The sequence below is a fragment of the Streptomyces sp. NPDC023541 genome, assembly GCF_055559995.1.
On record NZ_JBVHJO010000015.1, the window covers coordinates 1 to 12,594 of the forward strand.

General features: G+C 73.6%; 15 protein-coding genes. 7 read left to right on the forward strand and 8 right to left on the reverse strand.

The genetic code is table 11. The features are described 5' to 3' along the window. Positions 1 to 128 precede the first annotated feature (128 nt). The 3 genes from ACZ3X1_RS29270 to ACZ3X1_RS29280 all read right to left on the reverse strand — a co-directional run bounded on the left by ACZ3X1_RS29270 (position 129) and on the right by ACZ3X1_RS29280 (position 3,984). Positions 129 to 692 (reverse strand): GNAT family N-acetyltransferase, encoded by a 564-nt coding sequence (locus ACZ3X1_RS29270; RefSeq protein ID WP_467281564.1) that lies wholly within the window; start codon positions 690 to 692, stop codon positions 129 to 131. A 5-nt stretch (positions 693 to 697) separates the two neighbouring features. Then, a complete protein-coding gene (locus tag ACZ3X1_RS29275) occupies positions 698 to 1,960 on the reverse strand; it encodes a GAF domain-containing protein (RefSeq protein ID WP_356815577.1) in 1,263 nt (420 codons plus the stop codon). 380 nt (positions 1,961 to 2,340) lie between these two features. Next, positions 2,341 to 3,984, reverse strand: a complete 1,644-nt coding sequence (locus tag ACZ3X1_RS29280) for an acyl-CoA dehydrogenase family protein (RefSeq protein WP_356815556.1) — start codon at positions 3,982 to 3,984, stop codon at positions 2,341 to 2,343. Between the two features lie 17 nt (positions 3,985 to 4,001). On the opposite strand from ACZ3X1_RS29280, the gene ACZ3X1_RS29285 reads away from it, so the two are divergent. After that, the gene (locus tag ACZ3X1_RS29285; protein WP_356815558.1) at positions 4,002 to 5,117 is read left to right on the forward strand and encodes a YihY/virulence factor BrkB family protein; all 1,116 of its coding nucleotides are present in this window, start codon (positions 4,002 to 4,004) and stop codon (positions 5,115 to 5,117) included. A gap of 104 nt (positions 5,118 to 5,221) precedes the next feature. Continuing rightward, positions 5,222 to 5,962 carry a helix-turn-helix domain-containing protein gene (locus ACZ3X1_RS29290; protein WP_467281565.1) on the forward strand — a complete coding sequence of 247 codons (741 nt, stop codon included), beginning with the start codon at positions 5,222 to 5,224 and terminating at the stop codon, positions 5,960 to 5,962. On the opposite strand, the gene ACZ3X1_RS29295 is transcribed toward ACZ3X1_RS29290, so the two are convergent. Next, positions 5,893 to 6,294, reverse strand: a complete 402-nt coding sequence (locus ACZ3X1_RS29295; RefSeq protein ID WP_467281566.1) for a VOC family protein — start codon at positions 6,292 to 6,294, stop codon at positions 5,893 to 5,895. The genes ACZ3X1_RS29290 and ACZ3X1_RS29295 overlap by 70 nt on opposite strands. A gap of 135 nt (positions 6,295 to 6,429) precedes the next feature. On the opposite strand from ACZ3X1_RS29295, the gene ACZ3X1_RS29300 reads away from it, so the two are divergent. The 4 genes from ACZ3X1_RS29300 (at position 6,430) to ACZ3X1_RS29315 (ending at position 10,752) form a co-directional block, all read left to right on the forward strand. After that, complete coding sequence (locus ACZ3X1_RS29300; RefSeq protein ID WP_467281567.1) at positions 6,430 to 6,786, forward strand: hypothetical protein; 357 nt, start codon at positions 6,430 to 6,432, stop codon at positions 6,784 to 6,786. A 10-nt stretch (positions 6,787 to 6,796) separates the two neighbouring features. Next, the gene (locus ACZ3X1_RS29305; RefSeq protein WP_467281568.1) at positions 6,797 to 7,339 is read left to right on the forward strand and encodes a GNAT family N-acetyltransferase; all 543 of its coding nucleotides are present in this window, start codon (positions 6,797 to 6,799) and stop codon (positions 7,337 to 7,339) included. 293 nt (positions 7,340 to 7,632) lie between these two features. Beyond that, complete coding sequence (gene rsgA, locus ACZ3X1_RS29310) at positions 7,633 to 8,739, forward strand: ribosome small subunit-dependent GTPase A (protein WP_356815565.1); 1,107 nt, start codon at positions 7,633 to 7,635, stop codon at positions 8,737 to 8,739. Positions 8,740 to 9,165: 426 nt separating this feature from the next. Continuing rightward, positions 9,166 to 10,752, forward strand: a complete 1,587-nt coding sequence (locus tag ACZ3X1_RS29315) for a hypothetical protein (RefSeq protein ID WP_467281569.1) — start codon at positions 9,166 to 9,168, stop codon at positions 10,750 to 10,752. A 136-nt stretch (positions 10,753 to 10,888) separates the two neighbouring features. Here ACZ3X1_RS29315 and ACZ3X1_RS29320 read toward each other — a convergent pair whose 3' ends face one another. From ACZ3X1_RS29320 to ACZ3X1_RS29330, 3 genes are all read right to left on the reverse strand, one after another. After that, positions 10,889 to 11,059: a hypothetical protein gene (locus ACZ3X1_RS29320; protein ID WP_467281570.1), complete on the reverse strand. Its 171-nt coding sequence runs from the start codon at positions 11,057 to 11,059 to the stop codon at positions 10,889 to 10,891. 130 nt (positions 11,060 to 11,189) lie between these two features. Continuing rightward, the gene (locus tag ACZ3X1_RS29325) at positions 11,190 to 11,807 is read right to left on the reverse strand and encodes a GNAT family N-acetyltransferase (protein WP_467281571.1); all 618 of its coding nucleotides are present in this window, start codon (positions 11,805 to 11,807) and stop codon (positions 11,190 to 11,192) included. After that, positions 11,804 to 11,938: a hypothetical protein gene (locus ACZ3X1_RS29330; RefSeq protein ID WP_467281572.1), complete on the reverse strand. Its 135-nt coding sequence runs from the start codon at positions 11,936 to 11,938 to the stop codon at positions 11,804 to 11,806. The genes ACZ3X1_RS29325 and ACZ3X1_RS29330 overlap by 4 nt, the downstream gene beginning before the upstream one ends. On the opposite strand from ACZ3X1_RS29330, the gene ACZ3X1_RS29335 reads away from it, so the two are divergent. Further along, on the forward strand, positions 11,933 to 12,091 hold the full coding sequence (locus ACZ3X1_RS29335; RefSeq protein WP_467281573.1) for a hypothetical protein: 159 nt from the start codon (positions 11,933 to 11,935) through the stop codon (positions 12,089 to 12,091). The genes ACZ3X1_RS29330 and ACZ3X1_RS29335 overlap by 6 nt on opposite strands. Before the next feature lie 12 nt (positions 12,092 to 12,103). Here the strand turns inward: ACZ3X1_RS29335 and ACZ3X1_RS29340 are convergent, their stop codons facing one another. Continuing rightward, a complete protein-coding gene (locus ACZ3X1_RS29340) occupies positions 12,104 to 12,583 on the reverse strand; it encodes a DUF456 domain-containing protein (RefSeq protein WP_467281574.1) in 480 nt (159 codons plus the stop codon). Positions 12,584 to 12,594 lie beyond the last annotated feature (11 nt).

The window sequence follows — 12,594 nt, forward strand, 5'->3', positions numbered from 1 at the left end:
CCGGCCCCGCCGGCGTTTGAGGCGCGGCCACCGGCCCGCAGCCGGAGGGGATCAGCGGCAGTGCCCGGCGAGGGCAGCGGCGGGCACCGGCCCGCCGCCGGAGGCGATCCGCGGGGCACGCCCAGCGGCTACGCGCCCGGCCAGGGGCCCGGGATCGGGGTCTCTTCCTTCTCTTCCGTCTCCGTCCTGAAGACCTTGAAGCCGCGCCTCTGGTAGTTCGCCATCGCCGTCGGGCCGTCCTGGCTGCAGGTGTGGACCCACACCCGGCGGGTCGGCTCGCGCTGCGGCCAGCGCGACGCGAGGTCCCACGCCCGTTCCACGCCCACGGACAGCAGGTGCCCCCCGATGCGGCGGCCGCGGAAGTCGGGGAGCAGGCCGAAGTACATGATCTCCACCACGCCGTCGTCCTGCGGGTCGAGCTCCACGTACCCGGCCGGCGTGCCGCGGTCGTACGCCACCCACGTCTCCACCCCCGGCCGGCCGAGCTGTTCCACCCACTGCGCGCGGGTCAGGGACAGCCGGTCCGTCCAGTGGATGTCGCCGCCCACCGAGGCGTAGAGGAAGCGGCTGAACTCGGGGGAGGGCACCTCCGACCGCACGATGGATATTTCCGGGCCCGCCGGAGCCGCCGGGATGAGATCCGCCGGAGAGGTCATCTCCAACGACCAGGTGGTGAGTGTGATAGTGCTCATGCAGCTCAGGGAATCATGCCGGGTCCCGTCCGGCCCAGGCGGGCCCGGACCACCGCCGGGGCGGTGGAGTGCGGGAGCAGCGCGGCCGGGTCCTCGGGGCGGAGCAGCTCCACCTCGACGTCCTCCGCGAAGCGGTACGGCCGGTGGGCCAGGACGCCCGCGAGGTGGCGGCGTACGCGCGACAGCTCCGCCCGCACCGTCACCGTACGGGCCGGGTCACCGAAGACCTCCGCCGACAGCTCCGCCGCCGAGCGCCCCCGCGGGCTCTCCGCCAGCAGGAACAGCAGCTCCGCGTGGCGCGGGCTCAGCTCCTGCGACCAGCTCCCGGACGACCCGTACACCGTCGCCGACCAGGAACCCGACCGGCTGAGGTCCAGTACGACCCGGGTCGCGGCCGTGCCCGTACGGTCCGGCGCGACCCGCAGCAGCCAGCCGCCGGGCAGCGGCTCTGCCACACAGTCGCCGAGCTGCGGCAGCCACACCCGGCCCGGCGCGAAGTCCTTCGGCAGGGGGATCCGGTCCGCCGGGGCCAGCCCCGTCACCGCGGCCGTCCAGCCGTGCGGGTCCACGGCCAGCGCCCGTCCGGGCAGCCGGGCCAGCAGCGGGGCCGCCACCGCCCGCAGCCGCTCCAGCGACTCCAGGTGCCGGATCCGCAGCTCCCGTTCCGCGAGCCGGGCCACCGAGCTCACCCAGGCCAGCGTCGCCGGATGCATGGTGGCCAGCGGCCCGCTGACGTCGACCACGCCCAGCAGCCGGCCGTCCCGCGGGTCGCGCACGGGCGCCCCGGCGCAGGTCCAGTCGTGGTGGCTGGAGACGAAGTGCTCCGCCGAGAACACCTGGACCGGCCGCCGGGCCACCAGGGCGGTCCCCACACCGTTCGTGCCGACGACGGCCTCGTCCCAGTCGGCCCCGACCGCGAAGCCGAGCCGGTCCGCCTTGCGCAGGATGGACGTGTGGCCCTCCCGCCACAGCAGCCTCCCGTCCGCGTCCGCGACGACCATGATGTGGAGCGCCCCGTCGAGCGCGGGCAGCAGGCCCTCCCGCAGCACGGGAAGGACCTCCCGCAGCGGGGAGACGTGGCGCCGCTCCTCCGTCTCGGCGGCCGACAGCATCCGCGAGCGCGCGTCCCGGTCCGGGTGCACCCCGCCGGCCAGCATGCGGCGCCAGGACTCCGCGATCTCCGGCCGGGGCGCGGCCGGCGGGCGGTCGCCCGCCAGCGCGGCCGCGCGCACCCCCTTGAGCAGGCGCGTGGCCTCCCGAGGGTGCATGGCCGAGATGCGTGCCACATCGACCGTGATGCCTGTGGTGTCGGCCACCGGAACCTCCCCGTGCGAACAGGACGTACGACGCCGGCCGCCCGGCGGTTCCCCAGGTGCCGGTCCGCGGCGCCTCGAACCGCTTCCCCCCGGCGCCCCCGACGGGCGGCTGCCGACTCACAGGTTGCAACGGTATGCAACCCTCGCCAAGTTCCGTCCGCCCGACCGAAAATGTCCGCACGCCGCCCGAGCGGCGTGACAGCTCCTCCTCGGGGCTTCGGATCAGAGGTGGTGCCGAGTCGGCGCGGCGCCACCTCTGGGCCGGTCGACGGGCCCGGATCCCGGCTCGGAGCGGTTTGGGGACCGCAGGGGAGCCCGACGGGGGCTCCTCCCTAGCGCGCGATCCGCGCCCGTTCCACGACCGCGCGCAGATCCAGGCTGTGCGGCAGCGTGCCGAAGGCCGTACCCCAGTCACCGCCCAGCCGCGAGGCGCAGAAGGCGTCCGCGACCTCCGGCGGAGCCCATCGGACCAGCAGCGATCCCTGCAGCACCAGAGCCATGCGCTCCACGACCCGGCGGGCCCGCGCCTCGATGCCCTCCAGATCGGCGAGATCCGTCAGCAGGTCCTTGATCGCCGAATCCAGCCGGTGGTCGGCGCCCCGGGCCAGGCCCACCTCCTGGAGGAAGGCGTTCAGCGCCTGCGGCTCCCGCTGGAGGGCGCGCAGCACGTCCAGGGCCTGGACGTTGCCCGAGCCCTCCCAGATGGAGTTGAGCGGGGATTCGCGCAGCAGTCTCGGCAGCCCGGACTCCTCGACGTAGCCGTTGCCACCCAGACACTCCAGGGCTTCGGCCACCATCGGCGTACACCGCTTCGTCACCCAGTACTTCGCGGCGGGCACGGCCAGGCGCAGGAAGGCCTTCTCCTGCTCGGTCCCGGCGTCGTAGGCGGCGGCCAGGCGCAGCGTCAGGGTGGTGGCGGCCTCCGACTCCAGGGCGAGGTCCGCGAGCACGTTGCGCATCAGCGGCTGGTCGATGAGCGGTGCTCCGAAAGCAGAGCGGTGCTCCGCATGGTGCACCGCCTGCGTCAGCGACTGCCGCATCAGCGCGGCCGAGCCGATGACGCAGTCCAGCCGGGTCGCCGCGACCATCTCGATGATGGTCCGCACCCCGCGGCCCTCCTCGCCGACCCGTCGCGCCCACGTCCCGTCGAACTCGACCTCGCTCGACGCGTTCGACTTGTTGCCCAGCTTGTCCTTCAGCCGCTGGATCGCGAAGACGTTGCGCGTGCCGTCCTCCAGCACCCGCGGCACCAGGAAGCAGGTCAGCCCGCCCGGAGCCTGTGCCAGCACCAGGAAGCCGTCGCACATCGGCGCCGAACAGAACCATTTGTGCCCGGTCAGCAGGTACTCGCCGGACGCGCCCAGCGGCACGGCGGCCGTCGTGTTGGCCCGTACGTCGCTGCCGCCCTGCTTCTCGGTCATCCCCATGCCGAAGAGCACGCCGGCCTTCCGCGCCGCCGGCCGCAGGCCCTCCTCGTACACGTGCGAGGTCAGCCGCGGCTCCCACTCGGCTGCGATCGACGGATCGGCCCGCAGGGCCGGCACGGCCGCGTGCGTCATCGAGACGGGGCAACCGTGGCCGGCCTCCGCCTGCGACCACAGGAAGAACCCGGCGGCGCGGCGCAGGTGCCCGGCCGGCCGGCCCCAGGCGTCGGTCAGCCCGGAGGACACCGCGTGCCCGAGCAGCCGGTGCCAGGCCGGGTGGAACTCCACCTCGTCGATACGGTTCCCGTACCGGTCGTGCGTGCGCAGTTTCGGAGGGTTCTCGTTCGCCTGCGCGCCCCATTCCTGGGCCTGCGCGGAACCGGCCGCGCGCCCGAGGTCCGCGAGCTCCGCCCGTACCTCGCCGAGGAGTTCGGGATCCGCGGACGCCAGGTGACGCTCGACGCCCTCGGTGAGGGCCCGATCGCCGCCGTAGACGTCGTAGCCCACCAGGGGCGGGGCCTGGTTGCTGACTGTGTGGGTGGTGGCTGCCATGCGGATACCGTAAGGACGTGCAGCCAGCAAAAGAAACACCCGAGCGGATCCCAGGACGGCTCCACCGGGCCCGCGCCCTCTACCGCAACGTCTCGAAGCGGAAGATGGGCTGGCTGCTGTTGAAGGACACCGTCAACTCGTGCATCGAGTACCGGATCCTCGGGCTCGCGGCCGAGGCGGCGTTCTTCACCCTGCTCTCGCTGCCCCCGCTCTTCCTGGGCCTGCTGGGCCTGCTCGGCTACGTCGACGGGTGGACGGACACCCGTACCGTCGAGAGCATCGAGGAGAACATCCTGCGCGCGGTCGGCACGGTCCTGTCCGACCGCGGCGTCAACGACATCGCCAGACCCCTCCTGGACGACGTCACCCGCAGTGGCCGGCCCGACCTGATCTCCCTCGGATTCGCCTTCGCCCTGTGGTCGGGATCCCGCGCCGTCAACGTCTTCATCGACACCATCACCGTGATGTACGGGCTCGACGGCCACCGCGGCATCGTCAAGACCCGGCTGCTGGCCTTCCTGCTCTACGTCATCGCCCTGCTGATCGGCGCCATCGTGCTGCCGCTGATGGTGGTCGGCCCGGACGCCGTCGTCCGGCTCGTGCCGTGGGGCACCGAGGTGATCGCCGTCCTGTACTGGCCGACCGTGACCCTGCTGTCCATCGCCTTCCTGACGACGCTCTACCACGTGTCCGTGCCCGTGCGCTCGCCGTGGATCGAGGACGTGCCGGGCGCGCTGGTGGCACTGGCCATGTGGGTGCTGGGCTCGTTCCTGCTGCGGATCTACCTCACCAACACCGTGGAGGGGCCGACCATCTACGGCTCCCTGGCCGCGCCCGTCGCCGTCCTCCTCTGGATCGGCATCTCGGCCTTCGCGGTGCTCGTCGGCGCGGCCGTGAACGCCGCCATCGACCGCGTCTGGCCGTCGGTGGCCACGGCGGCGGCGCGCGAGGCGAACGAGCGGATCCGGGAGGCGGAGGCCGCGCAGCTCATCGCGCGGGCCGCCGCCTGGCGGGCGATGGCGGAGGGCGAGTCGGAGGACGACGAGGACGACGCCATGCCGTCGGAGTTCCCGGAACGCTGGTCGAAGTTCCTGCCGCCGGAGGACTACCACTCGCGCCTGCGCAAGCACTGACAGCCCGAGCGGGGGGCGGCCGGGGCGGCGGGGCGGGGCGGGCCAGGGCGCACGGCGGCCCGGCCGGGCCGATCGCACGGGAGGGGCGGGCGTAGCCTGGAGCCGTGTACGAGGAGACAGCGTCGGCCGGCGTGCCGGGAGCCGTGCTGTGGCAGGTCGAGGGCGGCGCCGGCGTGGTGCTGCCCGACGGGTGCATGGACCTGCTCTGGGCCGGCGGACGGCTCCTCGTGGCCGGGCCCGACACAGGACCCCATCCCGCCGGGGAAGTGCACGCGGGGGCCGTCGCCGGGATCCGGCTCGCGCCCGGCACCGCGCCCGCGCTGCTCGGCGTACCGGCGCACGTCCTGCGGGACCGGCGGGTCGCGCTCGCCGACCTGTGGCCCGCCCGGGAGGTACGCCGCCTCACCGGACTGGTGGCGGCGTACGGGGACCCGCGCGCAGGCCTCGAAGCAGTGGCCCGGGCCCGCGCGGCCGACACCGGGCCGGCCGACCCCTTGGCCGCCGAGGTCGTAGCCCGGCTGCGGGCCGGGCAGCCGGTGGCCGCGATCGCGGCCGCGGCGGGCCTGGGGGAGCGGCGGCTGCACCGGCGCTCCCTGGACGCCTTCGGGTACGGACCGCGCAAGCTCGGCCGCATCCTGCGCCTGCGCCGGGCCCTGGCCCTGGCCCTGGCGGACGGGGGCCTGCCGTACGCCGAGGTGGCGCACGCGGCCGGCTACGCCGACCAGGCCCACCTCGCGCGCGAGGTGCGCGCGCTGGCCGGGACCACGCTGACCGCCTACTCGGGGGGCGCCGCCGGGGCGAAGAGGGAGACGCCGCAGCCGTCCGGGTCGAGGACCACGGCGTAGCGCTGCCCCCAGAAGGCGTCCCAGGGCTTCAGATGGCCTCGGTAGCCGGCCCGGGTCAGGTCGTCGTACAGGGCGTCCACCTCGGCGGGGGAGTCGCACAGGAAGGCCAGGTCCCGGCGGCCCTCGCCGGTGGGCGGGGTCCAGGACGGGTCGAAGGACCGGACGGTCTCCTCGGTGTCCCAGCCGATGCGCAGCCCTCCCGGGAGCGTGGCCTCGACGTGGGGGAGGCCGTCGGCCTCGGCCGGCACGTCCAGGCCGAGGCGGCGGTAGAAGGCGAGCGAGGCGGCCATGTCGGAGACGACCATGCCGATCATGTCGAGTCGTGGAGTCATGCCGGCAGGCTAGGCATCCCGGGCTCCGCGGTCTTGAACGAAACGGACACCGTCCACCCGGTCCTGCCCGCCAGCAGCACCGGCTGCCCCGCGTCCCGGACCGGGCAGCGCACGAGGATTGACGGTGCGTCAGATGTGCGCGCTTGCTGTGTCGGGAAGCCGGACGAGTGCGGGGGCGGCGCCGCCCCTGCCGCGTTCCGGCCCGTCGACGCCCGCCGCCGGGCGGACGGCGCACACCCGGCGCGGCGGCTCCCGGGCCGCCCCGCCCCGGCCGTGCGGGCCCGACATGCGCCGTACGCCCAAGAGCACCTCGCCCTCGGTGGGGGAACGCACTTCTGCCCGGGCGCGGGCCTGGCCCGCACCCGGATCAAGGCGCTGACCCGGGAACTCCCGCGCCACCACACCGACTTCGAGCTCACCGGCGAAGTCCGGCGGCTGCGCTCGGACTTCGCCAACGGCGTCAAGCACCTGCCGGTCCGCTTCCGCGCATAGGCTTCCGGAAATGAACGACAGCGCACACACGATACGGATCCGACCGGGCGGCCCGGCGGACGCACCGGCCCTGCTGGACATGCTCGACTCCGCCGTGGCCTGGATGAACGCCCGCGGGAACACCGAGCAGTGGGGCACGGTCCCGTACTCGCGGCGGCCCGGCGGCACGGAGCGGGTGGAGCGCTACACCACAGAGAACACCCCGTACGTCGCGGAGCTGGACGGGGTGCCCGTCGGAGCCCTGGTGCTGGACTCCGGGCCCAGCCCGCAGCTGCCGATCGCACCGGCCGGGGAGCCCGAGCGGTACGTGCGGCTGCTGGTCTCCGACCGGCGGCACGCCGGCCGGGGCATCGGCGCCGCACTGCTGGCGCACGCCGCCGAGGAGACCCTGGGGGCCGGCATCACCCTCCTGCGGGTCGACTGCTGGGCGGGCGGCGGGGGCGAACTGGTCGCGTTCTACGAACGCAGCGGCTTCACGCCCACCGACCGCTTCCTGTCCGGGGACTGGCCGGGACAGGTGCTGGCCCGGCGCCTCGGCGGGGCACTCGGCTGACGAGGCGGAAAACGGCGCGGAGAACCTCCCGGGAAACGTCTCGGGGAAAAGGAGTGGCCCCGACGCGAGCGTGCTTGTTACGGTGGGGACGTTCCCGCCGAGCGGTGAGGGACCACGGCAACGTGTATGACCCGGAGGTGAGTTCATTGATGACTGTCATTGCGCAGGGCGCTGCCCGCACTCAGAAGACCATCGATGTGACCTCCGTGGTCTCCGGCTGACCTCACACCTCTCTTCGCGTGCCGCCGCAGGGCGGGCGCGTGCGGCCGGGGCCACCCTGTGAAGGGTTCCCCTTGTCTTTCTCCGCTTTCCCGCAGGCCTCGCTCTCGCACACCCTCACCCCCCTCGGCTGGGACGACGCGTGGGCGGCCGAGTTCATCCCGTACGCCGAGCAGGGCCTCGTACCCGGCCGTGTCGTACGCGTCGACCGCGGTCAGTGCGACGTACTGACCGCCGACGGCATCGTCCGCGCCGACACCGCCTTCGTCACCCCCCACGACCCGCTGCGCGTCATCTGCACGGGGGACTGGGCCGCAGTCGAGACCGCGGGCAACCCGCGGTACGTGAAGGCATACCTGCCGCGCCGGACCGCCTTCGTGCGCTCCACCTCGTCGCAGCGGTCCGAGGGGCAGATCCTCGCCGCGAACGTCGACCACGTGATCATCGCGGTATCCCTCGCCGTGGAGCTCGACCTGGGGCGCATCGAGCGCTTCCTGGCCCTGGCCTGGGAGTCGGGGGCGCAGCCGCTGATCGTCCTCACCAAGGCGGACCTCGTCCCGGACCCGGTCACCCTCGGCCACCTGGTCCAGGACGTGGAGACCACCGCCCCGGGCGTCCAGGTCCTCACCGTCTCCTCCCACACCGGGGAGGGCACCGACGTCCTGGGTGCGATCGTCGCCGACGGCACCAGCGTCCTGCTGGGCGTCTCCGGCGCGGGCAAGTCCACCCTGGCGAACGCGCTGCTCGGCACGGAGGCCATGGAGGTCCAGGCCACCCGTGACGTCGACGGCAAGGGCCGTCACACCACGACCACCCGCAACCTCCTCGTCCTGCCGGGCGGAGGGGTCCTCATCGACACCCCGGGCCTGCGCGGCGTCGGGCTGTTCGACGCGGAGGCGGGCGTCGGGCAGGTCTTCTCCGAGATCGAGGACTACGCCGCGCAGTGCCGCTTCCACGACTGCGCCCACGAGGCGGAGCCGGGATGCGCGGTGCTCGCCGCGTTGGAATCGGGGGCCCTGCCGGAACGGCGCCTGGAGAGCTACCGCAAGCTCCTGCGGGAGAACCAGCGGATCGTGGCGAAGACGGACGCCCGGCTGCGGTCGGAGATCCGCCGCGACTGGCGGCTGAAGTCGGCGGAGGGCCGGGCCAACTACTCCGCCAAGCGCGGCAACCGGGTCTGACCCGACCGCCCCGCCGCCGGGCTGCCCGGCCCGACGGCGGGGCGGCCCGGGGTGGCCGCTCAGAGCCCCCACGCGTGGAAGGGGAAGAACCCCACCGGGTTCACCCGCGGTTGCCCGGCCGCGTCCACCGTGGCCGGACGCCCCGGGCGCCGGGAGCGGAGGCAGCCGAGTTCGGCCTCGCTGGGCGGGACCTGGACCGGGACCTGGGCCGGGATCTGGGCCGGGATCTGGGCCGGGATCTGGGCCGGGATCTGGGCCGGTCGTTCCCGCGCCGATATTGGGTGATCAACCGGCCCGTTCCCTGTGTACTCTGGGCGAGCTTTCGAACCCGTTCAAGCATCAACAGAAAATGGGGGGCCGGTGCGCAATCGCCGACTCATAGTTTCCGCCGCCGTCATCGCGGCCGGCGTAGGTCTCGTCCCTGGCATGGCCCAGGCCGACGGCCCGGCCAAGCCCGACGCGCACGGGCTGAGCGCTCCGGACGCGGACCTCGGCAAGGCCGCGGCGTCGAACTTCAGCACCTTCACGAGCGCCGCCGAGCGTACCGTCCGGCCCGCCGGCAAGGGCGACGCCCAGGCGCAGGGGAGCGCCGCCTCGGAGCCGACGGTCGGGCTGTCCGCCAAGGGCACCAGCGCCCGCGGGATCAGCCTGAGCCTCGCCGTCAGCATCGACCCGGACGCCCAGATCTCGGCGTTCATCGAGTGGGGCGACGGCAGCTACGACGTGTTCGACACCTACGGTCCCACCAACCAGACCGTGGCCCACTCCTATTCGGAGATCGGCGCCTACACGATCAAGGTCACCTTGAAGGACGGTACGGGCGAGCGGGGCAGCAACTCGCTCGCCGTCGTCACGCCGGGTTCCGACTTCACGCCGTACAAGCCGACCCGTCTCCTGGACACCCGCAACGGCACGGGCGGGCCGAAGGCCAAGATCCCCGCGTACGGCACCACCCGGGTGAGGATCTCCGGCAACGGCGACATCCCCACGGGGGTCACGGCCGTGGTGCTCAACGTCACCGCCACCAACACCAACAGCGCCGGCCACGTGACGGTCTGGCCCGAGGGCAGTGAGCGTCCGAACACGTCGAACGTCAACTTCGCCAAGGGGCAGACCGTCCCGAACCTGGTCATCGTGCCGGTCGACAGGAACGGCTACGTCGACCTGTACAACGGCGGCTGGGAGTCGGTCGACCTGATCGCCGACGTCACCGGCTACTTCACCCGGACCACGTCCAGCGGCTACACGCCGATCAACCCGTCGCGCTTCGTCGACACCCGCAACGGCACGGGCACCGCGCAGGGCCAGGTCCGCGGGCAGGCCACTTTCGGCACCAAGTTCGCCGGCCGGGACGGCATCCCGGACGACGCCACGGCGGTCGCGCTGAACGTGACGGTCACGAACCCGCGCGAGGCCGGCCACCTGACGGTGTTCCCCAGCGGGGGCAGTGTCCCGATCACGTCCAACGTCAACTTCCGCGCCGGCCAGACGGTCGCGAACTCCGTGATCGTGCCGGTCGGCCCCGACGGCTCGGTCAACTTCCGCAACGGCGCCTGGAGCGGAACCGACGTGATCGTCGACGTCGTCGGCTACTACCGCGTCGGCAGCCGGGGCGCCTACCTGCCCTTCGTCCCGGAGCGTCTGCTCGACACCCGTGACAGCTCGGACTGGGAGTGGGGCCCGCTGGAGGGCCAGGGCTACATCTACATGCCGCTGTCCACCCAGCGCCCCGCCAACACGGCCTACGTGCTGAACGCGACGGTCACCAACACCCGGGGCGAGGGGTACCTCACGGTCTCCCCGGACCCGAACACGCTGAGCGCCTACCAGGGCGGCTGGGCCGGCTGGCCCACCCCGCCCAACTCCTCCAACCTGAACTGGAAGCGGTCCGAGACCGTCCCGAACCTGGTCCAGGCCGGCATGGGGGACAACGGCATCGTCGACTTCTGGAACCGGGGCTGGGACGACATCGACCTCGTGGTCGACATCTTCGGCGTCTACCAGACGAACTGAACCACCGGCGCGGCCCGTACGACACGGCGCCCCGGGAGCGGCCCCCAGCGGTCCGCTTCCCGGGGCGCCGCCCGTTGCCCGCGGGCATCGACCGGCGGCCCCGACGACCTGGAGGAAGCGGTCTGAAGGAAACGGTCTAGTGGTCGAAGGGGGCGCTGCACCGGGGGCAGTCGGGGGTGGCGCGGCCGGGGTCGAGGCATCCGCATGCGTCGCAGACGAGGTGCAGCAGGCAGGCCGGCTCGCCGGCGTCGTCCACCGGCTCGGCGGGTGTGTTCGGTGCGGGTGCGTTCGGTGCGGGCGTGTCCATGGCGGCTCCCCGGCGGGACGGTGACAGCGGCAGGCCTCAGGGCCTTCGAGCGTAGCCCTGTTCGCCGGGACCGCCCCCGGCTCGCCGTGCCCGGTGCCGGGCCGGCGGCGGCCGGCACCGGGCGGCGGTGTCAGGCCCCGGCCGGGGTGCGTGGTGCGCGGCGCATCGCCCACAGGGCCGGGCCGCCTCCGGGGAGCCGCGCTCGCCCGAGCACGGTGAAGCCGAAGTGCTCGTAGAAGGGCAGGTTGTCGGGCTTGGAGGACTCCAGGTACACCGGCAGGCCCGCCGCGTCGGCCTGCGCCAGACCCGAGCGCAGCAGGGCCGCCCCGTGCCCCTGGCCGCGGGCGGCGGGGTCGGCGCCGATCACCGCCAGGTACCAGTGCGGCTCGGTCGGGGCGTGCTGCACGGCCTCCTCGACGGCCTCGCGGAACAACGCGGCCCGGTCGCCGAGGATGTCCTGGAGCTCCTGGACGGTCTCCGCGTCGGGTACGGCCTTCGCCCGGCCCTCGGGCGCCACCCAGAAGGAGGCCGCGGCGTCGGTGCGCTCGCACACGCCGTGATGGACGTACTGCCGGGTGAACAGCGTGGTGAAGTAGCGGCTCATTCCCGCCTCGCGAGAGGCGTCTTCGGGGAAGAACCAGCGCATCATCGGGTCGTCCTCGAAGGCGGCGGCCAGCGTGCGGCCGACCATGCGGGCATCGTCGATCGTTGCCGTCTTCGGAGCGTTCGTCATGGGCATACGGGTCATTCTGCACCCTTGATGATCTTGACTGGGGGGCGGGCCCCCTCGCCGGCGCCCGCCAGCAGGAAGTACCGCGGCGGCAGGGCCAGTTCGACGACGAGGAGGCCCACCTGGAACCCTTGCGGCCATCCGTGCACTGCCAGCGACAGCAGCCGCCCGGCGTGTTCGTCCGGGTGCTGCGCCTCGACCGGCTCACCACCGAGACCTGTACGCGCGCCGAGCTGCGCGACACCTGCGCCGGCGCGCTCCTCGGAGCCCTGCGCCCGTTCCCGCGCGAGGAGATCCCCTGATCGGGCCCGGAGCTACGCCGCGGACACCGCGCCCACCCATGCCCCCACCACCAGCAGGCACGCGAACAGTTCCACCAGCACGCTCGTGCCCACCGCACGCATCACCGCACGCGTCGACGTCCAGGCCTCGCCGTGCCCGCCCAGGCGGAGCCGCTCGCAGAGGTAGACGCCGCCCACGAAGCCCGGAACCGCCCCCAACACCGGGACCAGGACGAAGCCCAGGACCGCACCGCGCCCGCGAAGACCGCCGTCCGGGGGGTGACCGGGAGTCCGCGGGGCCGCCGCGGCGGCAGCTGCCACTTCACCGCCTGGACCACGAGCAGCAGGGCCGTCGCCGCGAAGCAGCGACCACGCCGGCGCCGGCCGCTCGTGCAGCGCCCACCGCAGCAGTCCGGCCCACACCAGCCAGGTCCCGGGCACACCCGGAACCAGTACCCCGACCAGCCCGAGCAGCAGCACCAGACCCACCAGGAGCAGCTGCGGCACGTCCACCCGCCCAGCGT